This window comes from Paraburkholderia sp. BR10882 (assembly GCF_040948855.1).
Lineage (GTDB): Bacteria > Pseudomonadota > Gammaproteobacteria > Burkholderiales > Burkholderiaceae > Paraburkholderia > Paraburkholderia nodosa_A.
In genome coordinates this window covers 1-23558 of the sequence record NZ_JBFPKP010000040.1, presented here as the reverse complement: position 1 = coordinate 23558, position 23558 = coordinate 1, and the positions used below count along the sequence as shown (strand labels likewise).

Annotated in this window: 21 protein-coding genes and 12 pseudogenes; 10 read left to right on the top strand and 23 right to left on the bottom strand. The window is 58.2% G+C overall.

What is annotated here, in order from left to right; translation table 11 throughout:
* Positions 1-279 (bottom strand): annotated as a pseudogene (locus AB3X99_RS40360) (IS6 family transposase); the annotation flags it as partial.
* A gap of 345 nt (positions 280-624) precedes the next feature.
* On the opposite strand from AB3X99_RS40360, the gene AB3X99_RS40355 reads away from it, so the two are divergent.
* Both AB3X99_RS40355 and AB3X99_RS40350 read left to right on the top strand, forming a co-directional pair.
* A complete protein-coding gene (locus AB3X99_RS40355; protein ID WP_368662007.1) occupies positions 625-1062 on the top strand; it encodes a hypothetical protein in 438 nt (145 codons plus the stop codon).
* 230 nt (positions 1063-1292) lie between these two features.
* A pseudogene (locus AB3X99_RS40350) lies at positions 1293-1451 on the top strand (DDE-type integrase/transposase/recombinase); the annotation flags it as partial.
* A 237-nt stretch (positions 1452-1688) separates the two neighbouring features.
* Here AB3X99_RS40350 and AB3X99_RS40345 read toward each other — a convergent pair.
* From AB3X99_RS40345 to AB3X99_RS40335, 3 genes are all read right to left on the bottom strand, one after another.
* A complete protein-coding gene (locus AB3X99_RS40345; RefSeq protein ID WP_368662006.1) occupies positions 1689-2138 on the bottom strand; it encodes a group II intron maturase-specific domain-containing protein in 450 nt (149 codons plus the stop codon).
* The gene (locus AB3X99_RS40340) at positions 2135-2287 is read right to left on the bottom strand and encodes a hypothetical protein (protein WP_368662010.1); all 153 of its coding nucleotides are present in this window, start codon (positions 2285-2287) and stop codon (positions 2135-2137) included. Before AB3X99_RS40340 ends, AB3X99_RS40345 begins: the two co-directional genes overlap by 4 nt.
* Positions 2288-3391: 1104 nt before the next feature.
* Positions 3392-3766, bottom strand: coding sequence for an integrase (locus AB3X99_RS40335; protein ID WP_368662005.1), 375 nt, complete (start codon positions 3764-3766; stop codon positions 3392-3394).
* 18 nt (positions 3767-3784) lie between these two features.
* On the opposite strand from AB3X99_RS40335, the gene AB3X99_RS40330 reads away from it, so the two are divergent.
* Positions 3785-4216, top strand: coding sequence for a hypothetical protein (locus AB3X99_RS40330; protein ID WP_368662004.1), 432 nt, complete (start codon positions 3785-3787; stop codon positions 4214-4216).
* 15 nt (positions 4217-4231) lie between these two features.
* Here the strand turns inward: AB3X99_RS40330 and AB3X99_RS40325 are convergent, their stop codons facing one another.
* On the bottom strand, positions 4232-4369 hold the full coding sequence (locus AB3X99_RS40325; protein ID WP_368662003.1) for a DNA-binding protein: 138 nt from the start codon (positions 4367-4369) through the stop codon (positions 4232-4234).
* Between the two features lie 288 nt (positions 4370-4657).
* On the opposite strand from AB3X99_RS40325, the gene AB3X99_RS40320 reads away from it, so the two are divergent.
* Both AB3X99_RS40320 and AB3X99_RS40315 read left to right on the top strand, forming a co-directional pair.
* A complete protein-coding gene (locus tag AB3X99_RS40320; protein ID WP_028215418.1) occupies positions 4658-4852 on the top strand; it encodes a type II toxin-antitoxin system VapB family antitoxin in 195 nt (64 codons plus the stop codon).
* Positions 4849-5253, top strand: coding sequence for a PIN domain nuclease (locus AB3X99_RS40315; RefSeq protein ID WP_027820332.1), 405 nt, complete (start codon positions 4849-4851; stop codon positions 5251-5253). The genes AB3X99_RS40320 and AB3X99_RS40315 overlap by 4 nt, the downstream gene beginning before the upstream one ends.
* On the opposite strand, the gene AB3X99_RS40310 is transcribed toward AB3X99_RS40315, so the two are convergent.
* Complete coding sequence (locus AB3X99_RS40310; RefSeq protein WP_368662002.1) at positions 5186-7054, bottom strand: DEAD/DEAH box helicase family protein; 1869 nt, start codon at positions 7052-7054, stop codon at positions 5186-5188. The genes AB3X99_RS40315 and AB3X99_RS40310 overlap by 68 nt on opposite strands.
* Here AB3X99_RS40310 and AB3X99_RS40305 point away from each other — a divergent pair.
* On the top strand, positions 7053-7400 hold the full coding sequence (locus AB3X99_RS40305) for a hypothetical protein (RefSeq protein WP_069268839.1): 348 nt from the start codon (positions 7053-7055) through the stop codon (positions 7398-7400). The two genes, AB3X99_RS40310 and AB3X99_RS40305, sit on opposite strands and share 2 nt — an antisense overlap.
* Positions 7372-7612 (top strand): annotated as a pseudogene (locus AB3X99_RS40300) (integrase core domain-containing protein); the annotation flags it as partial. The gene AB3X99_RS40305 and the pseudogene AB3X99_RS40300, both read left to right, overlap by 29 nt.
* Before the next feature lie 88 nt (positions 7613-7700).
* Here the strand turns inward: AB3X99_RS40300 and AB3X99_RS40295 are convergent.
* Together AB3X99_RS40295 and AB3X99_RS40290 are read right to left on the bottom strand one after the other, a co-directional pair.
* Positions 7701-8399 carry a GntR family transcriptional regulator gene (locus tag AB3X99_RS40295; RefSeq protein ID WP_368662009.1) on the bottom strand — a complete coding sequence of 233 codons (699 nt, stop codon included), beginning with the start codon at positions 8397-8399 and terminating at the stop codon, positions 7701-7703.
* Positions 8400-8513: 114 nt separating this feature from the next.
* On the bottom strand, positions 8514-8747 hold the full coding sequence (locus AB3X99_RS40290) for a hypothetical protein (RefSeq protein ID WP_368662001.1): 234 nt from the start codon (positions 8745-8747) through the stop codon (positions 8514-8516).
* 391 nt (positions 8748-9138) lie between these two features.
* On the opposite strand from AB3X99_RS40290, the gene AB3X99_RS40285 reads away from it, so the two are divergent.
* Entirely contained in the window at positions 9139-9825 is a 687-nt protein-coding gene (locus tag AB3X99_RS40285; protein WP_368662000.1) for a transposase, read from the top strand.
* Here the strand turns inward: AB3X99_RS40285 and AB3X99_RS40280 are convergent.
* From AB3X99_RS40280 to AB3X99_RS40230, 11 genes and pseudogenes are all read right to left on the bottom strand, one after another.
* Positions 9749-10885 (bottom strand): annotated as a pseudogene (locus tag AB3X99_RS40280) (IS630 family transposase). The gene AB3X99_RS40285 and the pseudogene AB3X99_RS40280 overlap by 77 nt on opposite strands.
* A gap of 126 nt (positions 10886-11011) precedes the next feature.
* Positions 11012-12655 carry a pyridoxal-phosphate dependent enzyme gene (locus AB3X99_RS40275; RefSeq protein WP_083245641.1) on the bottom strand — a complete coding sequence of 548 codons (1644 nt, stop codon included), beginning with the start codon at positions 12653-12655 and terminating at the stop codon, positions 11012-11014.
* Between the two features lie 22 nt (positions 12656-12677).
* Entirely contained in the window at positions 12678-13502 is an 825-nt protein-coding gene (locus AB3X99_RS40270; protein WP_368661999.1) for a GHMP kinase, read from the bottom strand.
* Between the two features lie 260 nt (positions 13503-13762).
* A pseudogene (locus AB3X99_RS40265) lies at positions 13763-14004 on the bottom strand (IS5/IS1182 family transposase); the annotation flags it as partial.
* Between the two features lie 374 nt (positions 14005-14378).
* A pseudogene (locus AB3X99_RS40260) lies at positions 14379-14730 on the bottom strand (secretin N-terminal domain-containing protein); the annotation flags it as partial.
* A gap of 8 nt (positions 14731-14738) precedes the next feature.
* Positions 14739-15575: pseudogene (locus AB3X99_RS40255) on the bottom strand (IS5 family transposase).
* A gap of 176 nt (positions 15576-15751) precedes the next feature.
* Positions 15752-16183: pseudogene (locus AB3X99_RS40250) on the bottom strand (transposase); the annotation flags it as partial.
* Positions 16184-16201: 18 nt separating this feature from the next.
* A pseudogene (locus AB3X99_RS40245) lies at positions 16202-16595 on the bottom strand (transposase); the annotation flags it as partial.
* Positions 16594-17039 (bottom strand): annotated as a pseudogene (locus AB3X99_RS40240) (transposase); the annotation flags it as partial. The pseudogenes AB3X99_RS40245 and AB3X99_RS40240, both read right to left, overlap by 2 nt.
* A gap of 24 nt (positions 17040-17063) precedes the next feature.
* Entirely contained in the window at positions 17064-17804 is a 741-nt protein-coding gene (locus tag AB3X99_RS40235) for an SDR family NAD(P)-dependent oxidoreductase (RefSeq protein WP_368661998.1), read from the bottom strand.
* A 130-nt stretch (positions 17805-17934) separates the two neighbouring features.
* Complete coding sequence (locus AB3X99_RS40230; RefSeq protein WP_176733000.1) at positions 17935-18111, bottom strand: hypothetical protein; 177 nt, start codon at positions 18109-18111, stop codon at positions 17935-17937.
* 870 nt (positions 18112-18981) lie between these two features.
* Here AB3X99_RS40230 and fabF point away from each other — a divergent pair.
* Both fabF and AB3X99_RS40220 read left to right on the top strand, forming a co-directional pair.
* Entirely contained in the window at positions 18982-20223 is a 1242-nt protein-coding gene (fabF, locus tag AB3X99_RS40225; protein ID WP_069268843.1) for a beta-ketoacyl-ACP synthase II, read from the top strand.
* Positions 20224-20510: 287 nt separating this feature from the next.
* Complete coding sequence (locus AB3X99_RS40220; protein WP_368661997.1) at positions 20511-20732, top strand: hypothetical protein; 222 nt, start codon at positions 20511-20513, stop codon at positions 20730-20732.
* Positions 20733-20757: 25 nt separating this feature from the next.
* Here AB3X99_RS40220 and AB3X99_RS40215 read toward each other — a convergent pair.
* The 4 genes and pseudogenes from AB3X99_RS40215 to AB3X99_RS40200 form a co-directional block, all read right to left on the bottom strand.
* Positions 20758-21400 (bottom strand): annotated as a pseudogene (locus AB3X99_RS40215) (methyl-accepting chemotaxis protein); the annotation flags it as partial.
* 654 nt (positions 21401-22054) lie between these two features.
* Positions 22055-22690, bottom strand: coding sequence for an IS5 family transposase (locus AB3X99_RS40210; protein ID WP_368662008.1), 636 nt, complete (start codon positions 22688-22690; stop codon positions 22055-22057).
* Complete coding sequence (locus tag AB3X99_RS40205) at positions 22573-23025, bottom strand: transposase (RefSeq protein ID WP_368661996.1); 453 nt, start codon at positions 23023-23025, stop codon at positions 22573-22575. Before AB3X99_RS40205 ends, AB3X99_RS40210 begins: the two co-directional genes overlap by 118 nt.
* A 238-nt stretch (positions 23026-23263) precedes the next feature.
* A pseudogene (locus tag AB3X99_RS40200) lies at positions 23264-23431 on the bottom strand (transposase); the annotation flags it as partial.
* Positions 23432-23558 lie beyond the last annotated feature (127 nt).

The window sequence follows — 23558 nt, the reverse complement described above, 5'->3', positions numbered from 1 at the left end:
TTGGCATGGACTTCCCCTCCTGTTGGCGTTGATGTAGTTCGACACTCCATCATGGCACTTCGATGCCGACTCGCGGCTTCCGCCGCAGCCTCGGGACGGGGAAGTCCCTTTCATTCGGATAGGTCCGGATCGCTCGTAACTGACAACGACACCGCGCTCGAACAGCAGCTCTTCAATATCACGCAGGCTCAGTTGGAACCGGAAATACCACCGAACCGCGAGACTAATGACTGCCGCCGGGAACCGGTGGCCGTGATAAAGCGATTTTCTTTTCTTCATCGTGTCATCTTGCGTGACTACCTCGCCAACGTGACAGTGCCCCCGCAACCACTTGTTATCGTAACGGCCCTTACTCGCCCTGAGTCCACTATCGCGACACAGCCATGGATAAACTTAACAGTCATCTTCTCATGAACTATCACACAGACAGTTACGACCAGCCCAACCATTTGTGCTTTCCGTCACTAAGCTTTGGGCAGCGGTTGGCGCGCCCCTTTTTCACGAGGACAGCGTGGCGTGATCAAGCTGTCGACCACGCAGAACCGAAATCGAAACCAAGAGGTCTTTTCGGCCCGTTAGGAATTGATTCTTACCTCATGGGCAGTGCAGCATAAGGATGGTCACGTGAATAAGGTAATGCAGTCTCCTCGCGCTGCGGTACCACCCCAATTAACCCTCGTCGTGGGCGTGGTATTCCGACTGGTCCATCTAGGCATCTATTGCGTTGAAGGTCCCGACGCGATGTTCCAAGAGACGTTCAATAAGATCTGCTGCGACGACCTTGCAGTCGACATTGAGCGAGAGTGGCTTCAAGAAGGCGACTTGGTGGTCAGTCTGTGCCGTGTTGAAAAAGCATTTGAAGTGTTAGGGAAAGCTGGCTTCAGGAGCGCGGACGCCGTCGTCACGATGCAACGTTACTTTGGCATCGAGCATGCGAAGGCCCGGCATTACGTATCCTCACGAAATCTTGCGTCGCTGTACCGCGAGCAGGTAGTGGGGCGCTCTCGTGGTGGTGAGAAGCGCACTGTCAACTTGGCTGACTTCGTCGATGACGATCCATAACGCACTGCGGCTCAGAAACCAGTCGACGGAGCTTGGGTTGGCGAGCCCACTTGGTTACCGCACACTGCCCGCGCGAGATAAAATTTTCGCCTCCTGGGGGGGAGACACAAGACAATTAACATCAAAATAATTGATATGTAGTTCAGCCAGAACAAACTGTGTGGGGCAGCAGTTTTTTTCATGCGGCCCAGTGCAAACATTTCCACTGGCCGCCCCGGCAAGAGCTGGCGGTGGACGAGACGTACGCCAAGGTGCGTGGCCAGTGGAAACACCTTTATCGCGCTGCGGACAAGGCCGGAAAGACGGTGGATTTCCTGCTTCGAGCCCATCGTGACAAGGCTGCCGCCCGTCGCTATTTCGAGAAAGCCATCGACGAGAACGGCGAGCCCGGAGACCATCACTATGGAGGTGAGTAGACCCGGGGAGTTGCACCCCGAGTCTCTCGCAGGTAGGGTCGAGAACTGGCGCGCGCACGGTAGGCTCCGGTGGTCTCTCCACCGCTTTCGCGGTGGACCTCAGTCCGGCTGCCATAGTCACGTTTCCAGCTCCCGCCACGTCGAACGCAGCTTGCGGTTTTCCCGCACTACGCTCTCCTGTTTGCTTCACGTCAAGGTTTATGGGACCTATCATGCCGGGCGCGCTTTCGGTGCGACGGTACGGCGGACCCGGTAGCCATTGAACAGCCCCAGTTCCTCATACAGCCAACGCCTACTCCACCGCTTCCAGCCAAAGCCCCGTCGGTTCCGGGATCGCCCCATGTGGCGCCTGATCTTCTTTTCCACCCAGTCCCTGATGAAGTTGAAGCACTCGTTGGAGTCCCCGATAGCGAAGTATTGCACCCAGCCCCGCAGCACCGGATTAATCAGTTGTACCACCCGATTTGTCGGCTGCGACTGGTATCGCCGGAACACCTCCTTGAGCTTGCGCAGTAACGCCGTACGCTTCTTCAGCTTCGGCGTGTAGTGCGCTCGCCACGCCCGTGTCCTGAAACTGCGGAGTTCACGGAAGTCAAACCCCAGAAAGCCGAAGCTCTCCTTGCATCTCAGATCCACGGTGCGGCTCTTCTCCTCGTTCACCTCGACCTGTAAGTGCCAGTGCGCTTACCGTCCTTGCAATACACGATCTTGGACTTCTCCGGATGCATCGTCAGACCACGCTCTGCCAGCCGCTCTGCAATCGCTTGCATCACGGCTTGTGCCTGCGCCAGACTGCGGCAATGAACCACCGCGTCGTCGGCGTAGCGTTGCTTCCTGCTCCCTTCTTTCACGGATGGCGCGATGAGAGGCGACCCTTGATTCGATCTCGGATATTCGACGGCGCCCGGGAAAATTCAATTGCTTTGCATTCCTACCCTTCTCCCATTTGAGAAAAGCGTTTCGAAGCGTTCGCTCCGCTTCACGGCTGCGTCCCTGTAGCAGCATGCGCAGTTTCGCCCGCATTTCCTCAACCGGCAACTCACGTAACCAGGGATCAAAGCGACTGTCTTCGCTCCCGCTGGATTCTGGGGCCAATATTGACGGGCTGGCCTCGGCGGCGGCGGCGAGCCATTCCGCATCCAGCATCAGAAACTCGGCCAGTGCTACCTGTGCGGGCGTCAACGCCTGTAATCCCGCAGGCACCGGCGGTTCGATTTCGTCATCGTGTAGCTCATCATTCGCGAGGCGGACAAGCCACCCAAGATAAAGCGGGCGAGCATCGCCGCCGAGCAGCTCGTCGCGTACAGGCAGCAGGCGCGTCATCCACCCCGCACCATCCATCTCCTCCGAGAAGCGGGCGTGTTCGCCCGAGTCATCGTTGAACGACCAGTCGAGGAGGCACCAGTCATCGACGTCCATGGCCTCGAACGCTTTCTCGAAACGGGAGCGCCTCTTTCGTCCAGCCTTGACGTAATCGCGGAGGGTCGCCGCGTCAAACGTCCCGCGCGGCAGGCGAAGAAGCAGGCGGCAGCTCCCCCAGTTGGAGGAGTAGACGTGGGCATCGAAATATTGCTGTACCCACTCGAGCGGGTCGCCCTTGAGGTTGCCCCAGTGATATTCGTTGACGAAGCTCGAGGCGGTAATCGTGGCCCGCGTGGAGAAACTGCGCAACTCTGCCTGCTGGGTCGCCGTAAGCAGCTGGTCGACGCATGCAAACTCGTAGTATTGGTATTCGCTCATGCCAGATTCCCGTAGCGAAGCGCATGGAAGAGAAGAAGGTGAATGTGCTGGCGCGCAACCCGGCAGAGCCATGAGACTTCGGGCCGACGCGAAAGCCAAAATGTTTCATGGCAAGCGCCGAAAAGCGTGCGCGTTGCCAGCGTGATGTCCTTTCGGCACGCGACGCGGCGCTTTCAGCCCGCCGCGTCCGCGCCGCCCAGCCGCATCCGGTAGTCCACCAGGAGCTGCTGCTGTGCTTCGAGCTGCGCGGCCAGCTTCGTGCGGTCCGCGCGGAGCGAGTCGCGAGCCTCGCGTACCTGGAGCAGCTCGGCTGCCCGCGCATCGGCTGCCGACTGCGCTGCGTCGCGCTCGGCCTCGGCGCGCGCCCGATCGGTGAGCGCACGATTGAGGGCGGACTGCAGCGCCTCGCCATGTGCCTGCTGATCGCGTGCGAGCCGGGTCGTGGCCGTCGCTTCTGCGACGAGCCGCGCGTTGTCCCGGTTCAGCTGTGTGATCTCGTTCTGCCGGACGATGGCCGTCTGGTTCGCCTGGCGTAGCTCAGCCTGCACCTGCTGGACCTGCTGCTCATGTCGGCGCGCTTCCTGTTCGCGCTGCTCGCGCGCAGCCGTACGGAAGTGCTCAAGGGCATCGCGCGCATGCACGAGCCTGGCCTCAAGCGACAGGCGGAAGCCTTCCTGCTCGGCAAGGCGCTCGGTCTGGTCGCCTACCTGCTGGGTGAGCCGCTCGACGTCCAGGTCGCGCTGATGCAACGCCACGCGAGTCCCGGCGTGCGCCTCCTGCTCCGCGCAAAGGGCGGCGGTCGCGCCAGAGAGCTGCTCCCGCACCGTGGCCAGCTCAGCGCCGAGCCTTGCGATTTCGGACTGCGCCTGCTGGCGCTGCCCGGCCGCAGCGGCGGCCTGCTGGTCGACGAGGGCTTGTGCTTCTTCATGCAGGCGGGCCGCGAGCCGGGCCGCCAGATCCTGGATCGCGTCCGAGAGCGACCCGGCGTGTGTCAGTGACGCGCCCTCATCTTCTTAGCGGTGGATCGTGGTTTTCGAGCCCGTGTTGCCGAGCGCGATACGTATCGCGTCGATCGATGCGTGCTGCCCCTGTGCGAGCAACGCGTCGCGGGCGCGCTTCACGTCCATGCGCGTAAGACCGGTGCGGGCCATCTGCTTCCTCGCTCGAATATCGTACTGTATTACGTACCATGTATATACGTATCGCTGAACGCGGTCAAGGGCGGCCGGATGTGGGTGTGGCTGGCATGCGATAAAGGCGCATTATCCAGTGTGATGGTCCGAATCCGGCTGGTTCCGCCGCACAACCGGTACGAAACATGGAAATTGACGATCTCCAGGGGATTGCTGGTCAAATCGGGATGTCGCAACCCGGAGCGTGGACCACAAGCGTTTGATGTGTATAATTCAATTGTTTTATACACATTTACGAGGCGCGCCATGCGTACCAATATCGAGATCGACGACCGGTTGATGGCCGAAGCGCTTGCCGCAACGGGCATCCGGACCAAACGTGAAGCGGTCGAGCTTGGCCTGAAAACGATCATCCGGCTCAAGCAGCAGGAGCAGATTCGCCAGTTCCGCGGCAAATTACCGTGGGAAGGCGACCTGGATGCCATGAGGCGCGACCAGTGATACTCGTCGATTCAAGCGTGTGGATCGACTACTTCCGGGGGCTGGCTTCACCCCAAGCCAGCCGACTGGATGCCCTGCTGGGCCGGGAGGTGCTGGTCACCGGCGACCTGATCGTCGCCGAGGTGCTACAGGGATTTGCCGCCGAGTCGGCGTTCAATACTGCCCGGCAGCTGATGACGACGCGATTCGATGTCGTCTCGCTGGTGGGGCCGGATAACGCCATTCAGGCGGCCCGGAATTACCGCATCTTGCGAGCGCAGGGCGTAACGATCCGCAAAACCATCGATACGCTGATCGCGACGTGGTGCATTGAAAACGGTGCGCCGCTGCTCTTCAGCGACCGGGATTTCGATCCGTTCGTCGAGCACCTCGGTCTTCAGTCTGCAATGCGCGACGACTAACGTGCCGGTGACAGCAAACAGCAAGAAACGATACGGAATACGAATTCACCACCGGTTTCAGGCCAACTGGAGCTGGATATCTTCTCCGGGCGTGCGGACCTGATAGCCCATTGCCCGGTACCAGCACGTTCCGCCCCTGCCCGTACTGTTCATGTACAGCCGCCGCGATCATCTGCGTGCGCGGGGTGTCCTGCGCGAGCTGAGCGAACACCGCCTGGATTGGCGCGTCGGCCGCGACGTCCACTGCGGAGGTGAGCCTTTGCGGGAAGACCTCGAGCATCTGGGGCGCGCTGGCCGGGGATTTCGCCGCATGCCGGATCGGCCCGCACAGCATGAACATCACCGGTTGCTGGCTGTCGCGCCGCACGGGCGTCGCCGTCAGACCCAGCACGTAACGGGCATGGACGGCCTTGAGCACCGCCTCGAAGGAATCCGCCGAGACGTGGTGACATTCGTCGACAATGACATGGCCGTAACGCCGCAACAGCTCGCCGCGGGCACCATCGGGTGCCACGGATTGCAGCATCGCGACATCGATCCGGCCCGTCGCCTTCGACTTGCCACCGCCGATCGTGCCGATCGCGCGCGCGTCGAGTGCGAGAAACGACTGCAGGCGCTCGCACCACTGGTCAAGCAGCTCCCGGCGGTGCACAAGCACGAGCGTGTTGACGCCACGCTGCGCGATCATCGCGGCCGCCGTCACGGTCTTGCCGAACGCCGTCGGCGCATGCAGGATGCCGGTGTCGTGTCGCAGCAGGTCGGTGACGGCCGCCTGCTGGTCATCGCGCAACGTGCCGGCAAACGGAACTGCAAGCGGCTCGCCGGTGCAGCGCTCGTCGCGGATGTCGCAGGCGATGTCGTTATCGCGCAGTAGCGTCACGACGTCGTCAAGGCATCCGCGCGGCAATGCAATGTGGCGCGGGCAGTTCTCGGCGCGCCCAATGATGCGTGGCTTGTCCCATACGCTGAAGCCGCGCGCCTGGGCCCGGTAGAACTCCGGATTCTGGAAGGCGGCCAGCCGGATGAGCCGGTTGAGCAGTGCCTGCGGAAGCTGCGCCTTTTCAAGATAGAGCTGGTTCGCGAGCGTCAGTGTGAGCGATGCCGGCATCGTTCCGGCCAGCCGCTTCGGCTGCGCGGGTGGCGGCTTCCACGGTTCGGCCTGATCCTCCTCGGCGATGAACGCGACGTCGAGCGGGTGCGCACCGCCCGTGGCGCGAAAGATCACCCCCTCGATGTCGCGGCTGTCCATGGTTTGCACGGACGCGAGATACGACCACTGATCAGCGTACGGCTGAAAGCCGTCATCGACAAACACGCTCCAACCATGCTCGCGCGGGTGCTTCTGCAGCGGCAGGGCAATGAGGTTACCGAAGCCGCCTTTGGGCAGCACGTCCTGGTTCGGGAAGAGCCGGTCATAGGACGTCAGTTCGAGCTGACGGGTCCGGGTACAGGTGTGGCTGATGATGGCTGAGCCCATCCGTCGCGCGTCACGTGCAGCAACGGCCGACGAGAAGAAGATCCACGCGTGAGCGCCGTTGCCTGAACGCGAGATTTCGAGCGATACGGGCACGTCCATCTCGAGGCAGGATTGCCGGAATGCCTGCGCATCTTCACGCCAGCCTTCCTCGTCGAAGTCGACAGCGAGCAGGTAGCAGGTGCCGTCCGGCATTAGTGGATAGAGGCCCACTGTGCGATCGCCGGCCAGGTGCGTATAGACGACCTGGTCGTCCAGCGTCAGCAGTACACGATGCCCGCAGTCGGCACACCGGATGCGGGGCTTTCTGCCCGCGAGCGCTGACATGATCGCGCGGTACCTTGCCGATCACGCAGAAACCCTGTCTATCAATACCCTGCGCTCGCGGCTTGCAGCGCTCGCGCAATGGCATCAGACGCAGGGTTTTCCGGATCCGACGAAGGCACCGCATGTACGCAAGGTTCTCAGAGGCATCGTTGCGCTGCATCCCGCAACCGAGAAGCGGGCGAAGCCCATGCAGCTCGCGCAGCTCGAAAAGCTCACAGCCTGGCTCGATGAGCAGATCGCCAGGGAAGCAGACGAGCGCGAGCGCCTCGCGTGCATTCGCAACCCAATCAGGTGTTCACCTCGGACATCACGTGCATCTGAGCCGCAAAGGCAGTTGCTGGGATAACGCACCGACGGAAAGTTTCTTCAACAGCCTGAAGAACGAGCGCCTGCATGACACGAGGTATCGCACGCATCGCGAAGCCGTGGCGGACGTTCGAATATTTCGAAGAGTTTTATAACCGCAGTCGTCGTCACTCATCGCTTGGCTTCGCGTCGCCATCCCAGGTCATGCAAGACTGGCTTGTGGCTCAGCGGACAAGAGGTGCGGCTGCATAACCCGGGCCTCTGGAAGGCGAAAAACCGGGGGAATCTCACGTGACACTGTCAATCAGCATTGCCCTCGACCCGAAACATCCCATCCCATTCACTCCGTCCTCCATGCCAGCCGGTCGAACGGCGACTCGGATACCCCAAAGACCGAGACCACTGGGTCTTCTGCTATTAACTGATAAACCCGCTGTAGCGTTGGAAATCCTTCTGGAATCGAAAAGACAGCTTTCGCCTCATCCGAGGCAGGCCGTGCTTGTAAAAGCAATCTTGAGCTTTCGACGGAAATTCCACGGTCATGTAGCAACTCACCAACCGACTTCCTATCCAGCTCGTCAACAATATCATCGCCAAAGCATTGCGACACGTATAGAGTGTCAAACACAATCGGCATTGTAGCAATCGACGTCAACGTTCTGACACAGCAAATGGGTTCAATTGGAACATCAAATTCTCTGAATACGAAGCTTGAGAGCTCTTCTCGTGTTACGGAAACTATCGTGGTCTGTGGCTCAATAACAGGGGGCTGCCGACCGACAGAACGCGTAAGCGAAAAACCAAAATCAAGGATGAATCGTCGCTTCTCCCTCACAAAGATTCCACGCCCGGGCACGCAGTCCACTATCCCAGTCGACCGGAGATCTTCTATTGCGCGACCTACAGTTGTCACACTGACACCGAAACTATCGGCGAGCTCGCAGATCGACGGCAGTCGTTCGCCCACGGCATACTCCTGCTCTGCCACACGCCGCGTTATCTCGTGCCGAATTTTTTCGTGTAGTCGCTTTGCTATCATTTTTTCACTCAGAAAAACTCCACAAAACATGCAAACCTTAATCGCGGTCGCTCGTAAACTTATCATATGTTCTGTTCCACTGAACCAATGAAACTGCACTAACCTGATAGACGTCTATTGCGTTTCCACTGGGTGGTAGATCGCATTGAGTACTTCGACCGTGGCAAGCTGGACAAGCTTGTCCTCCAGCGCCGGCACGCCCAGCGGGCGTTTGCTGCCGTCGGCTTTGTCGAAGTACACGCGTCTGATAGGCTGGGGCCGGTAAGCCCCTCGGGCGAGCCGGTCGGACAGGTCCAGAAGCCGGCCTTCAAGGTCCAGTCCGTACGACTGCCACGTCTCGCCGTCCACCCCGGCAGCCCCTTGCGCTCCCGCCCGAAGTAAGCTGCCCGCAAGCGGTCGACCGCGTAGATGTGATGCAACAGGGTGGTCAGCTTTACACCCGGTCGGCCTTTGGCCGTCTGTCGTATGCCGTCGAGCGCCGTTCCCATGTCACAAGACCGCCCCAATCTGCGGGATGTGCGCGCTGCGACTGCATTGCCCTTGGCCTGCTGCCTTTCCTCCATCCACCTTCATATCAACCAAATTGATTCGCACGAGCGACAACTCGCTCGACGGGATAAGGGTCGTCCGCTCCGCGCAGCGTTTGGTCTCAGTGTTGTCCGTTCCTCGTTTCAATGTTTACCGCTTCCCTCCGATGACCACGTCGGAAGCTATTTCAAGAGCCTCCTAGACATCATGTATGGACCTGCCGCACCTCAAGTTACGCGGATTAAGCTTGAGGTGGGCTACACCGCGGCTCAGAGCCGCATTGAGGGGGCAGGTCATGAACAAGTTTAGCAAGTACGTGGGCCTGGATGTACATCAGGAAACGGTTGCAGTGGCGGTCGCCGACACGGCTGGCGAAGTGCGGTATGTGGGCGAGATTGTGAACACACCTGAGGCCATTGCGAAACTGGTCGCACAGCTCAAGCGGGGCACAGGACGGCTTGCGTTCTGCTACGAAGCCGGCCCCTGTGGCTACACCATTTGCCGACAGCTGCGGGAACTCAAGCAGGACTGCCAGGTCGTGGCGCCGTCGCTGATTCCGAAGAAGCCGGGCGAGCGCGTGAAGACCGACCGGCGCGATGCCCTGAGCCTGGCGCGCCTGTATCGCGCCGGTGAGTTGAGCCCCGTGTGGATTCCGGATCAGGCACAGGAGGCGCTGCGCGATCTGACCCGTGCGCGTGAGGACATGAAGCATCTGCAACGCCAGGCCAAGCAACGGCTGCTGTCATTTCTGGCGCGGCATGGCCATCGCTACACGGGCCGCTCCAGATGGACGCAAGCGCATTGGCGCTGGCTGGAAGGCATCAGGTTCGCCCGGCCGGAGCAACAGATCGTCCTGCAGGAATATATCGACACAGTGCTTGTTCTGTCCCAGAAATAACTTTGCATAGCCGAGCCACTTTCTGGAAAATTGAATCGGCAGTCGCGGTCCATACGAACGGTCGGCCGTGTTGGTTGTACTGCGCGATATATCACTCGATGCTGGTGATGAGTTGACGCACGTTCTTGAACGACCCTCGACGGATCGCCTGCTGTGTAATCAGGCCAAACCAGCGTTCGACCTGATTCAGCCAGCTTGAGTAAGTCGGCGTGAAGTGTATGTGGTAGCGCGTATGCCTGGCCAGCCACGCCCTGACCTTGGGATGCTTGTGTGTCGCATAGTTATCGACGATCAGATGCACATCGAGATCGGCAGGCACCGCCTGATCCACATGCCTGAGAAACGCCATGAATTCCTTATGTCGGTGGCGCGGCTTACATTGCACAATAACTTCACCGGTTGCCGTATCGAGCGCGGCGAACAGAGTGGTGGTGCCGTGCCGGACGTAATCATGTGTCACTCCTTCGAGATAGCCCAACCCAATCGGCAACATCGGCTGCGTACGCTCCAGCGCCTGACACTGGCTCTTCTCGTCGACGCATAGCACCAGGGCATTGGTCGGCGGACTCAGGTGCAGGCCGACGATATTGCGCACCTTCTCCACGAAGTAGGGATCATTAGACAGCTTGGAGCTTTTTGACCGATGAGGCTGTACGCCGAACAACGACAGATATCGGGCCACCGAACTCTTCGAAATCCCTGTCTGCGCAGCAGCGGAGCGCACGCTCCAGTGCGTTGCCCCGTCCGGCTTCTCATGCAGCATCCTCGCAAGCAATTCCGCGACTGCTTCATCATCATGCGTGCGAGGCCGGCCTGGACGGGCTTCATCATGCAGACCGGCAAGTCCGTGGGCAACAAAGCGCTTCTTCCAGTGCGTAATTGCAGGCGGTGTTACTTCGCACTGCGTCGCAATTTCTTGACCGGTATGACCGTCAGCGGCCATCAAGATAATCTTTGCCCGGCGCACGAGAGAGTGAGGCAGCGAACGCGAGCGGCTCATTGAGAAAAATTGCTCTCGCTCCAGCTCCGACACGACAAGCTCGATTCCTTTGCGTCCCATGATCGCCCCCAACTCACCGTGATTCGATCATAGACCAATCTGAATTTACGTTAAGTCATTTCTGGGACGAAATATTAGGCTTGGGCCGAGACAAGAAACGCTCAGTCAAAAGCCAGTTGAAGGCAATCACTTTTCTGGTGTAATTTCATATTCAAAAATATTCTGAATACCAATCGGGCCGCAGTAGGTTAGTCCTGTATCTCTGAAGCCAAAGCCTAGATACATGCGTTTAGCTACCACATTCCGCGCATTGACGGCAAGCATTAAACGGTCGACATTTGGGCGATTGGACGCGATCCACCCAATAGCTAGTTCTGCCGCAGCTTTACCGTACCCCTTACCTTGGTATGATAGGCCCACCCGCAGGCTGTGCATCGTCATAGCGTCCGGATTCGCCCATTCTGGCACTGCGGCCTTTTCTCGAAGGACAAAAAAACCTACAACATCGTCATGCGCTACGACTGAAAAACAATGCTCGAATTCCGAATTTTGGCTTTGCCTCAGTTCTGAAAACACTACGTACAACGGGTCGACATATTGACATTGATCGGCATCCAGCCTGAGGTGCGCGACGGTAGCACTGTCGAGACACGACAATTCTAACAGCCTGGCATCGCCTGCCACAATGTGGGAGGTCGGTGCGGTGCAAAAGGATTGTTCTGAGGCACTGGCGACTGCTTGTGAGACTTCCAGTTTTTGCTGTCGAGAGACAAGCTCGGGCCTCTCTTCTTCAATGACACGAGAAAGAACCTCGTCAAGTGTTCGTCTCCCCCACGCATAACACGACCAACCGCTCAACACCTCCGTGGGTGCCTCCACAGTTACCGGTGCCTCCCGCACATAAGAAGACGTAATGGACAAAGACGAAAGCCAGTCGCCTTCATAGTTATAAATAGTATCGACATAGCGGTGTCCCTCATCTGGAAAAATCGCCACAACGTTTTTCCCGGGGTTCTTCCTGGACCACCAATCTGCCACTCTATAGGCTGCGCCACTGGTCGGCCCCATAAATAGCCCATGTTCTCGATGTAGTTGATGAGTTGCATGAAACACTTCTGCAGGCGTCAGCCAGTGAACCTCGTCAAACTGCCGATGATCCACGTTGGAAGGCACAATTTCCCCCCCGAGCCCACTAAGATCCCCCAAATCTCCGCAGGGCTGTCCGAACAAAACAGAATGTGGCATATCCACGCCAATAGCGTGTAACTCAGGGAATGGCACTCTTAAAAATCTAGTAGTGCCTGACATCGACCCACCGGAACCAACTGGCCCCACCAGGCAGTCGACCTTCACAAGTTTTTGGATCAGTAGTTCCGCGAACTTACCGTAGGCCAGTGGATTGCCGGTGTTAGAATATTGAGACGGCCAGAAGCTGCCAGGGATTTCCTTCAGATATTTAGCCAACCTATTTAGCCTAGCCTGTTGTAGCCCCCCTTGTGGTGCCGGATCGTTCACAACTTCTACGTGTGCACCAAGCTCTACAAGGCGGCTTTTAAGGTGACGATCGATTGCCCAATCGCTTACCAATATGAGTTTATAGCCATACTGAACGGCTAACATGGCTAACGCTAGACCAAATGTACCAGAGGAGGACTCGCAGATGGTGGCACCCGGTTTGAGCAGCCCCTCCGACACAGCTTGTTCGAGTATGAACCGCGCCGGAAGCAGCTTCATCAGAAAGAAGCTTGCCCCATAAAAATTAGCATCCAGCCTGACGATCCGTGGATTTTCGAAATCCTCAAGGTTTCGCATAATATTTCGATTCATCATCCTTTTATTCCCAGTGTTTTTATCACTTCGCGATAACAGTAGCTTCAAATCCTGAACACACTAATTCACGGGTAGCCAAATACATGTTCTCCGCAGTTCTTTCGCTCGCCGGATCGAACATCACGCCAATAACCGTTCCGCTGTGTGCTATCTGTAGTCCAACTGAACCATATTTTCGCCCAATTTCTTCAATATCGCGTAGACGTGGCTTTCGTAAAAATCGCTGATTAAGCCAAGTGCTTGCTGTCGCGACGCGGCCGAGCAATTTTATATCGGATGTATCAATCCCTTTACGCAATAGAGCTCGAATCGGTCGAAAGTTCTCGACCTCTTCTAAGTTGTACTGGGGCAATTCCATATCAAGCGTGTTGACAGTCTGTTCGGTATCCGCAGTCACACTTATAAAGTCAATCGGAGGAATCGGTCTCCTGAATGCTTCAAGAACAAATCCATCTCGTTGCGCAAATAGTACCGCCTGCTGCGAGAATATTGTTGAATCACATGCCGACTCAGCGCTTACTGCAATTTGCATAACATCGCTAGGCGGCAGCTCGATATCAAGCGATTCAAGAACTGCCAAGATGCTGGCCACTACATCAGCTGTGGATGACCCCATACCACGCGCAACAGGGATATTGCTCGTAAGCCCAAGTACCCCCCCCACCCTCGCAGCCGAGAACCGCTCAAGCGTGATTTCTGCGGCGCGTTTGGCTTTTTCGCAACGGCTTGGAAAAACGTCTACTTCTCGCTTGTTCTCGTTCGGCAGGAACTCTGCCCTTGACTTGAGACTCCGGTAAGGCATGGAGACTAAACCACGCCACAGCAAACCATCATCGTCTTCAAACATTCCCTGGAGGAGCTCCCCGTGGTGTCCTGCGGCCTCGCCACTCCCTTGTTTCCGGTGCATATTTTCTATCTCCTTTGGCTCTGGTTCAAGAAATTCCAGTACGAATACTGGGAGAGTTTCATACGCGGCAACGGGGCGGTCTGCAACTCCTGGTAGTCTGCTGAGATACAGCTCACCAGCTCGAGTAACCTCCCAAGAACTGCCGCATCTGTCTGGTCCGTATCGAATTGATACCGACCGTCTTGCCCCTGTCTCTGCGTACGCTCGCTTCGAACCGAATACCACACCTGCACCAGCAGCGCACGAATCAGTTTGTCCTTGGCGCTGCACGGCAACTGCACTTCGGATGACTCGCGTACAAGCGTGCGAACACCCGGCCCATGCGCTTGCGCGCATCATTCCGCCAGATACGAATCGGCCGCAAGGGGTGGCTCGTAGCCTCAAAGTCATCCAGCGCTGCCATTGTGAACATCGCTTTGGCGTTGCCATCTGCTCCACGGATCGTTTCAGTCTTCAACAGCCCGCTAGGTCGATTCGCATACAAGATGCATGCCTGCAAAAATGAGACCGCCGACGGTCAAAGTGATTGCACAACCACGCAATCAATTGAACGAATTCCTACAGCCGACGTCATCTAGATAACAAACGGGACAGCACGGGCTGTCGTTTCGGGATTCAGAGATGGCTTCGCATTTCGATGTTTCATGGTCGAATGTCCGAAGCTGTTAGCGCCGATGTACTGCCCCCCGGGGGTGCGGACGAAAACTTGGACTACCTAGACGTAGTTCATGTACTCGTATGAAGAGCGTCTTCGAGCGGTTCGGCTTTATCTAAAATTGGAAAAGCGCCTCGGGGCGACCATCGGGCAGTTGGGTTAGCCGCCGCGAGGCGCGCTGCGTTCGACGCACGCAGCATTAGCGAATTCGTGCGCGGATCAGCCTGCACCAAGACCTTCAGCGTCGCATCCACATTGCCGATCGCCCCAGGGTCAAGCATCTTGGGTCATCTGGGTCGCAACGTCGAGCGAATTCGCGTTCTTCAGGTATGCTACCTGCACCTGCTGGCCAGCCGCAGAATCTACGCCCTCGATGATCTGCTCGATGCGGCGGATGTTATCCGCATAGTCAGTGACGACGATCGTATTATTTGATGGATAAGCGGCAACCATATTACTCGGCGAAATGAGCGGACGCAGCACCGGCAGGAGGTTGATCGCCGATTCGTTTCTAGAGAATGTTAGATCCTTTGGATATTGGGCACAGCATGGACGAGCATGAGCATGGCAAAGACGACGAAATGCAGACCGGCCAAGGTTTCAGGCAGGCGCTCGTAGTCTCTTGCCAGTCGGCGGAAACGGTTGAGCGCAGCCGAAGCTGCGCTCAACCACCCAGCGGCGTGGCAGCAACACGCCCCCCTTTTTTGCCTGCGACAGCTTGATTACCTGAAGCTCAATGCCTTCATCGAGTGCCGCCTGCGCGGCTCCTCTCCGGTATAGCCCTGATCGGCGAACGCCACTTTGATTGTGTGGTCCGTGGCCTGCTGAACCTGACGAGCCAATTCCGCGACCTGCGCGCTCCTGTTCGTTGGCCGGCGTCACATGCACCGCAAGCAGTTGCCCCAATGTATCCACCGCCTATGCACCTTGCTGCCTTTCTTACGCTTGTACCCGTCATAGCCTGCGCGTGGACCGCTCTCGCACGTCGACTGCAGCGTACGGCCATCGAGGATGACTGCACTGGGATGCCCCCGGCGATCCTGCGCCACGCGGATAATCGAACGTAGGTCATTGACCATGGCTTCGAAACAGCCTGCCTGAATCCAGCGCTGTGTCTGCTGATAGACCAACTCCCACGGCGGAAAGTCATTGGGCAGCAGACGCCACGGTGCACCCGCGCGGACAATCCAGCGCAAGGCGTTGAACATTTCGCGCAATTCGTAGCGACGCTGAGGCGCGTCCTGATTCATCAATTTCAGGTACGGAGCGGCGAAGGACCACTCTTCATTCGATACATCCGTTGGGTAGGGTCTGCGTTTTTCATCCCGCCAGGGTACCAGGTCTGGCCGAAAGTTCATAACACCGTCTAAACGCTGCCATACGGTTGCCGACCAAGCGGCCCATCGTTCCAGCGAGCCGCCGCGCGACCTGCGGTTCCGGAAGGGGCGTGCCCGTCGCGCGGTACCGCGCGGTGGTCAACGCGCTGCAGCCCTCGAGACATCACCTGCCGAATCCTGCCGACTGTCTTGCTTCAGCTAAAAAACTGCTCGATGCATTTGCGCTTGCGCTGACTGATGGCGTAGCCGGATCAGCGCGTTGTACGTCCGTCAATGGCCGAGCTGCCCGCGCGACCATCGTTTTGCGCAACATGCGGCGTCACGCCATTTGCGCGACACGTTGCCACGAAACCAGCCGTGTCGTAGTTTTTGTCAGCGCCGACCATAATCGATGTACTGGCAAACTGCGCGGCATACGCAAGCATCTCGGCCGCTGTGTCTCGCTCGGCTGTGCCGTTGGCCTGCGTCACCTGTGCGTTCACCACGAGGCCATGCCGGCTATCCGTCAGCACGTGCCCCATATCAGAAAGCATCGCGCCCGTACCAGGACTCTTGCGAAACAGCCGCGGCTGACTGTCCGCGCTGAATTCATGCGTGTCGTTGCTGCGCTTCTCGCCATGCCAGTTCTCACCCCAAGCACTTGCAGCCTGCGAAATGGCGTCGCCCACGCTCGGGGCAATCGTATCGGGCACTGCCGAACGCCGCCTCGAGGTGTTTTGCGTGTTTTGCGCAACGTGCGGGTGACCCTCATCTGCTGGCACGCCTCGATGAACTCCTGGCCATCGTAACCCTTGTCCGCGCCCAGTGTGATGTCTGCGCTGGCATCGTCTGCCGCTTGCCGTGCGTCGTGGATCATGATCTTAGCCGCTTCACGCTCAGCATGTTCGTCGGCGCGTGTCACGCGCGCATTGACCACCAGACCGTGCCGGTTATCGGTCAGCGTACGGCCCATTACCCCAATTCGCTGGCCGTTTTGCCTTTGCGATAGAATTGCGCATCGGGGTCGGTCCTGGACTGATGTGTCTCGTTGCTGCGTTTCTTCCTGCTCGACGATGATATTCAGATACTTCGACTGACAGATCTTGGTCGGCGTCTCGCGCCCGGCGTCGATAGCCTCAAGCGCAGCGAGATTCGCCCCATTCTTGTCGATCGTTACCACCTCGGGTTCGCCGCTGCGCTCGATCGACTTTTCGAAGTGGCGCTTCGGGGCAGCCTTGTCAAGGTGGGCGCGCAGCAGGAAATCGATCATCTTCCGCTTTGTCCACGGCCCGGTACAGTACTTCCACTGTCCCTTGACCTTGATATACGTATCATCCACGCGTCGGCTCCTGCCGACTGCGCGCTTGCGACGTCGAAATGCCTTTCCGGAGCGGGCAGCAACTTGATCGCCCATCGGTGCACGGTTGAATGGTCGACATCGATGCCACGTTCAGCCATCATCTCTTCCAGATTTCGCCGGCTCAGCCCATATGCCACATGGCGTCGGTCTTTATGTGCCGACGCATGACTTCAGACATGCTGCCCTCCACTGACGTGCAACTCTGCTCCGTTGATGTACGACGAGGCCTCAGTGCAGAGGAAGTAGATTACTCGTGCGACTTCGGCCGGATCTCCGAGACGACGCATAGGAATACCGTGATCCACGATCTCCTCAGTGCCGGGCGACAGGATCGAGGTATCAATTTCGCCCGGCGCAATAGCGTTGACGCGTACGCCCTCGGGGCCAAACTCGTGTGCCATTTCTCGTGTTAGAGCTGCGAGCGCAGCCTTTGAAGCTGCGTACGCAGTACCCGCGAAAGGATGAACCTTCACCCCGGCGATCGATGTTACGTTGGCAATCGCTCCTTTTGCTCGGACCAATTCTGGGAACAGCGATCGCGCCAGTAATGCGTTGGATACCAAATTCACGTTAAGAACAGTCATCCATGTCTGAATATCGCTGTTGAGAATTCCGAGGCGCGATCTGTTCTCGCCTTTAGGCGAGATTCCAGCATTGTTGACGAGCGCATGTAGTTGTCCATCAGGTAGCCGTCGCCTGACTTCCAAAGCGATCCGGTCGATGTTATCGAGGTCCGCGAGGTCTGCTTGGATGTGCGTTTCACGCGCCGCAGGCCACTTGCAACTGTCCGAGAACGGTCGCCGTGAGACAGTGAACACCTCCCAGTTGTTTTCCTGAAAAAGCTTAACTGTGGCATGACCGATACCGCGGCTGGCGCCGGTCAACAGCATATAACGATTAACTTGGCCCATCTGTGCAGTTCCAATTTGGATAGATCGTTGCTTGCGATCGCTTGCATTGGGGCGCGCCGCTCTGCGTGCGGTGAGGCGAACCTGCACGAGTTGTGGCGCGGCAATCTGGATGAGAGGAACAGCGCGTCAGTTAGATCGTCGAAGTCGTGACTGCCGCGCAGAAGGAACGCATCACGCACCCGTAGTTGAACACCTTCTGTAACAGCAACGTCGGCGGCGGCCACGGCTCAGATGCTGCAATACAAATGCCCGACTGCTCATCCGTCAATGTTGTGGGGATCGCCTGCCGGCCATGTTTTGCAGCCATTCTCGTATCCGCAAAGCCTTGACTTTAATCCGACCGCCCTCGCCAACCCCGCGAGCCAGTCCCGACGGGGCACGCAAGCAAATTCCGCCCTTTCGGAAAACCCGCAATCAGTTGTTTATCTTTTCCATACACAATCCTTATCGGGAAAATGTTAATTAACCTAAGCTCTGCGGGTCGTCGTACTACCCACCTACCTAACACGGCACGTTACGCGACTCTCTGTGCAACTACCAGAAGAAAGGCGTCAAATGCATTGATACCAACACTAAGCGTCATTGAAGGGTTGTGTCGCATTAGTGCGGGGGCGCTAGAATGCGCGTCTGACGAACCGGTTCTGACCCGATGATCAAGAAGGCACCCACGAACGGCCCTTGCCAAGGAATTGCGAAGGTTCTGAAGCGACTGCACTATCCGCTCGCTGCGCAGAACATCGACGATGCGCGCGTTCGTCATGCCGGTCCTTCGCAGATATTCATTTGCGATGCGAATCAGTGTTATCCAAACAATTGATTTTGTAGTTCGAGGCGAGATGCCGCATAGTCGCTTCCTGCGACGCGCGGCACAGCTTCCGACTATCCGTGCCGGAAAGAGAACTTTCCCGATATGCCCCGATGCAAGCGACGCTATCGGAGCGGATATCCATCTTAACGTCAAAATCAATTTTCTACGGGAGCGGATACGAGAACAACCATAGGAGCCGTGGCAATGACTGTATCGATCGTGATAGTGGGTGCCGGCTTTTGTGGGACGATGACGGCCACATGGCTACTATCGGATCAAACCGTAAAGCCCCTCCCTATCGATCGCACGGGTCGACAGCTTTAGCATTTCGCGCGGTATTGGTCGATTTTCGATATCAAATAAGAAAAAATGGACAACCGAAGAGTCGTCGTCACCGGTCTTGGTGCCATTTCCCCGGTCGGGATTGGCGTCGAGGAAAATTGGTCGAATGTCATTGCCGGCCGCAGCGGAATCGGCCGGGTCACCTTTTTCGATACGACCGATTTCCCGGCGCAAATCGCTGGCGAAGTCAAGGGGTTCGACGCAACTCGCTTCATTTCGGAAAAAGAGGTCCGCCATATGGATCGCTTCATCCAACTCGGTGTCGTGGCCGGCATGGAAGCATTCGTCGACAGCGGCCTCACAGTGACCGAAGCAAATGCCTCCCGGATCGGCGTTCATGTCGGGTCCGGAACCGGCGGCGTACAGACCCTCGTCGACACTGCCTTCACGATCAGGGACAAAGGGCCGCGGCGGGTGTCCCCATTTTACGTGCCCTCATCCATCATCAACATGATCGCGGGGCATCTCTCGATCCGGTACGGGCTCAAGGGACCGAATCTCGCCATGGCGACGGCGTGCTCGACCGCCACTCATGCGATCGGAGACGCCGCCCGGCTGATCGAGTATGGTGACGCCGATGTCATGATTGCAGGGGCAGCAGAGGCGGCGATCACCGAGAGCAGCCTCGCGGGCTTTGGCCGGGCCAAGGCGCTCTCGACGCGCAACGAAAGTCCCGAGACAGCGAGCCGCCCGTGGGACGCGGAGCGCGACGGCTTCGTGCTAGGTGAAGGAGCGGGCATCATCGTGCTCGAGGAGATGAAGCACGCGCGCCAGCGCGGCGCACGGATTTACGCGGAATTGGCCGGATTCGGACTGAGCGGTGACGCATTCCATATTACTAGCCCGTCGGAAGACGGGGAAGGCGCGGCCCGCTGCATACGCAATGCCTTGCGCAATGCACGCGTCGCGGCCGACAGCGTGCAATACATCAATGCGCACGGCACTTCGACGCCGCTCGGCGACCGCGCGGAATCGCTCGCGCTGAAGGCAGCCTTCGGCTCGCACGCCAAGGACCTCGCGATCAGCTCGACAAAATCAGTGACCGGGCACCTGCTTGCCGCTGCGGGTGGTGTCGAGGCCGTCTACACCGCGCTCACCGTGCACCACCAGATTGCGCCGCCGACCGCCAACTTGACAAAGCCCGACCCGGAATGCGACCTCGACTATGTACCCCTCGTAGCTCGACGCATGCCGATTGATGTTGCCATTTCAAATTCGTTCGGGTTCGGCGGCACCAACGGCACGCTAGTATTCCGCCGGATCGAGTGAATGGCTAGGACAGAGGAATCTGCCAAGTTCGCGAAGCAGATCTTGAAGGCACGTCAACGTAAAGAATCTCTATTGGTCGGAGATAGCAGCACGCCTGCCCAGTTTGAACCACCCCGGAAATGTGGGGTAGTCGGACTGGCTTGCGAGTCCGCTGCGTGCCGGCTTGCTATCACCGGGCCAGACGGCGAGTCCAACCCGTTATCGCGTGTGTGATCGAGCGGTAACTCGGCAGACCGCCGATGTGACCGGGCCTCGCCCTCCTGTCTCAAGCGACACCGCAAGCACGAATGGCTCTGAAACCGTTGTGTATGCTGGTCCGGCGCCGCATGATTCTCTTCCATGAGTTCGGGTCAACGTACAGATTTTATGCGCCGCCAGGTCGTCGAGCAAGCGAGCTCGTGGAGCAGGCAGGCGCCGGCGTGCAGGCGTTGAACGCGCAGGCGGTCGAACTGGAGGATTCAGTGTCGGTGTTCAACGTGTCGGCGGGCGCAGGGGTGAGCAATCCCTGAAACTGGAGAATAAAAGCTTCTACGAAGCCGCGTTTTGTTGCGTGGCCCTGTCCATCTCACTGATGCCGGTGTTGACATACTTGATGCCGACGCTTTGCTCTTCAGACGCCAGGAAATCTCGCTGACGATATCCGCGACACACCTGATCGCATCCTTGACTTGCCCTATCGTTGTTCCTGCGTCGGCCGCCTGGCTTGCCCCATGCTCCACGACCGCCACGGGGTCACCAATAAGCGACTTAATTTCCTTGGCCGCCGTGGCCGAATGCTGTGCGAGATTGCGTACCTCACTTGCCACAACCACAAAGCCGCGCCCCTGTTCGCCCGCCCGGGCAGCTTCCACCGCCGCATTGAGCGCCAGAATATTGGTCTGGAAGGCGATACCTTCGATTACACCCGTGATCTCAGCAATTCTGGCAGAACTGCCACTGATTTTCTCGATGGTACCAATCATGGTTGACACCACGTCGTTGCCACGTTCTGCCAGATCGGTCGCGTTCAAGGCAAGCGTGCTCGCCTGAATAGCATTGTCAGCGTTGTTTCGAACCGTCTCGGTGAGCTGCGCCATCTTGATGCGGTTTTCTAAAGGGATGCAGCGTGCTTTTCGGTACGCGCGGACAGATTCTCGTTTCCAACGGATATATCCGTCACCGCGCGACCGACTGAGTCCGTCAGCTGGCGCACTGAGGCAATCGCCTGCCGACCTGATACGTCGCCATGTCGCGCACAGCTGCATGCAGTTCAGCACGGCGACCGTCGTAAAAATATGGCGCGGTCAGTTCCACGTTACGCAGCGTCGGCGTCTTGAACGCATGGCAATCGAGCGACTCTTTTGTAACATTCGCCCGACCGTTGTCCTGCGGACGTGTAGCCCCGAACGGAAAAGTAGTCGGCCGGGAGACCCATTCGCTCGAACGACTGCCCGCCCAGATTCCTGCCCGCATGGCAGGTTGCGCAATGGTTTGCCTTGAATAACTGGTAGCCGCGCAATTCCTCACTATTCAGCGCAGGCCTGTCGCCGCGCAGGTAAGCATTTAAGCGACTCGGCGTTAGCAGCGTCACTGCTATTCGGCGATCGCATCTGTGATGTTCACGCTCGACCAACCGCTCGGGTACACCGCCAAGAACCGTTGCGACATCGACGATGTCTTGTTCTCGAAGGTGTTAGGGCAACGCTGATCAAGCCCGGTAAACACGACTGGTTGCGACCAAGACATGCGTCAACTTTCGAGATCGCGAAAAACAGCCGCAAAAGCGGGCATTCGAGCTCATGTTGGGCCCCTTGAGGGGCTCTGCACGGGCTCTTCGCCCGTCTTTGGCCCTCTATGGGCGCACCTGTGCCGTCGAGCGACCACACATGTAAAGATTGGCCAGCGCGAGCGCAACGAAGGCGCGATTGGCGTTCTTCGCCAGCCCGCGATAACGAACCTTCGTGAAGCCCCACAGCAGCTTCACGACCGCGAACACATGCTCGACCCGGGCACGGATCTTCGACTTGTTGCGGTTCTTGCGGCGCGCCACCTCGTCGACGATGTCCTTGCGGCGCGTGCGCTTGTTGGTGAAGTCACGTGCGTTCGGGGCCTTGCTGTGAATCAGTGCTTTCTGGCTCGCGTATGCGCTGTCACCGTAGACGCGTTGCTCCTCACCGTGCAGCAACTGCGGCTGCGGATGCTTGCTGTGTACGTTGGCGGCGGTTACGACCGCGCTATGAGCCAGCCCGCTCTGACTGTCCACACCGATGTGGTGCTTCATGCCGAAATACCATTGCTGGCCCTTGCGCGTCTGATGCATTTCCGGGTCACGCGCCTTCTCCTTGTTCTTCGTCGACGAGGGTGCACCGATCAGTGTGGCGTCGACAATCGTGCCGCTCTTGAGCTTTGCCCCCGCGCCTGCAGCACCACTCCCACTTCCGCGAAGATTCGCTCGCCCAGCTTGTGCTCTTCCAGCAGATGCCGGAATTTGAGCATCGTCGTGGCGTCCGGCACCGTTTCGCTGCCCAGGTCAATGCCAACAAAACGGCGCAGGCTGAGGCTGTCGTACAGGGCCTCTTCGCATGCAAGGTCGGCAAGGTTGAACCAGTGCTGCACAAAGCGAATCCGCAGCATGCGCTCCAGTGCAATCGGCGGGCGACCATTGCAGCGTGTCGGATAAAACGGCTCCACCACTGCGCACAGCTGCGCCCACGGCACGATCGAGCTCATCTCATCGAGAAACGCTTCGCGTCGCGTGGGTTTGCGCTGCGCCTCGAATCGCCCGCATTGATCGACAGCCATCGCCAGTGTCAGTTGCTTCATCCCGTTTTTACTTTCGCCGTTGCACGTCCACGCTATAACGCACGACAGTCATGAACGGTGGACTTGATCAGCATTGGCTTAGGGCTACGCTGATCAAGCCGTGTAAACACAACGGGTTGCGATCAAGAGATGTGTAAACTTTTGAGATCGCGAATAACAGTCGTAAAAGCGAGGCATTCCTGCTCATGTTGGGCCCCTTGAGGGGCCCTGCACGGGCTTGTCGCCCGTCTTTGGCCCTCTACGGGCGCACCTGTGCTGTCGAGCGACCTCGCCACATGTAAAGATTGGCTAGCGCGAGCGCCACAAAGGCGCGATTGGCGTTTTTTGACAGCCCGCGATAACGAACCTTCGTGAAGCCCCACAGCCGCTCCACGACCGCAAACACATGCTCGACTCGGGCAAGGATTGACCTTACCCCTGTTTGACGTATCCCATAGCCGAGGGAATTCAGGCGGCTCGCTGGGCAGCGAGCCAGTTCTTCTCGAACGTCATAGGGCTGACGTAATCGAGCGTCGAGTGTAGCCGATGGGCAT

Coding starts and splice junctions, on each gene's coding strand:
- AB3X99_RS40330 (WP_368662004.1), top strand. CDS start 3,785: ATGTCGGCGCGCTTCCTGTTCGCGCTGCTCGCGCGCAGCCGTACGGAA.
- AB3X99_RS40325 (WP_368662003.1), bottom strand. CDS start 4,369: ATGGCCCGCACCGGTCTTACGCGCATGGACGTGAAGCGCGCCCGCGAC.
- AB3X99_RS40320 (WP_028215418.1), top strand. CDS start 4,658: ATGCGTACCAATATCGAGATCGACGACCGGTTGATGGCCGAAGCGCTT.
- AB3X99_RS40305 (WP_069268839.1), top strand. CDS start 7,053: ATGATCGCGCGGTACCTTGCCGATCACGCAGAAACCCTGTCTATCAAT.
- AB3X99_RS40310 (WP_368662002.1), bottom strand. CDS start 7,054: ATGTCAGCGCTCGCGGGCAGAAAGCCCCGCATCCGGTGTGCCGACTGC.
- AB3X99_RS40295 (WP_368662009.1), bottom strand. CDS start 8,399: ATGATAGCAAAGCGACTACACGAAAAAATTCGGCACGAGATAACGCGG.
- AB3X99_RS40285 (WP_368662000.1), top strand. CDS start 9,139: ATGGACCTGCCGCACCTCAAGTTACGCGGATTAAGCTTGAGGTGGGCT.
- AB3X99_RS40275 (WP_083245641.1), bottom strand. CDS start 12,655: ATGATGAATCGAAATATTATGCGAAACCTTGAGGATTTCGAAAATCCA.
- AB3X99_RS40270 (WP_368661999.1), bottom strand. CDS start 13,502: ATGTTTGAAGACGATGATGGTTTGCTGTGGCGTGGTTTAGTCTCCATG.
- AB3X99_RS40235 (WP_368661998.1), bottom strand. CDS start 17,804: ATGGGCCAAGTTAATCGTTATATGCTGTTGACCGGCGCCAGCCGCGGT.
- AB3X99_RS40230 (WP_176733000.1), bottom strand. CDS start 18,111: ATGGCTGCAAAACATGGCCGGCAGGCGATCCCCACAACATTGACGGAT.
- fabF (WP_069268843.1), top strand. CDS start 18,982: ATGGACAACCGAAGAGTCGTCGTCACCGGTCTTGGTGCCATTTCCCCG.
- AB3X99_RS40220 (WP_368661997.1), top strand. CDS start 20,511: ATGGCTCTGAAACCGTTGTGTATGCTGGTCCGGCGCCGCATGATTCTC.
- AB3X99_RS40205 (WP_368661996.1), bottom strand. CDS start 23,025: ATGAAGCAACTGACACTGGCGATGGCTGTCGATCAATGCGGGCGATTC.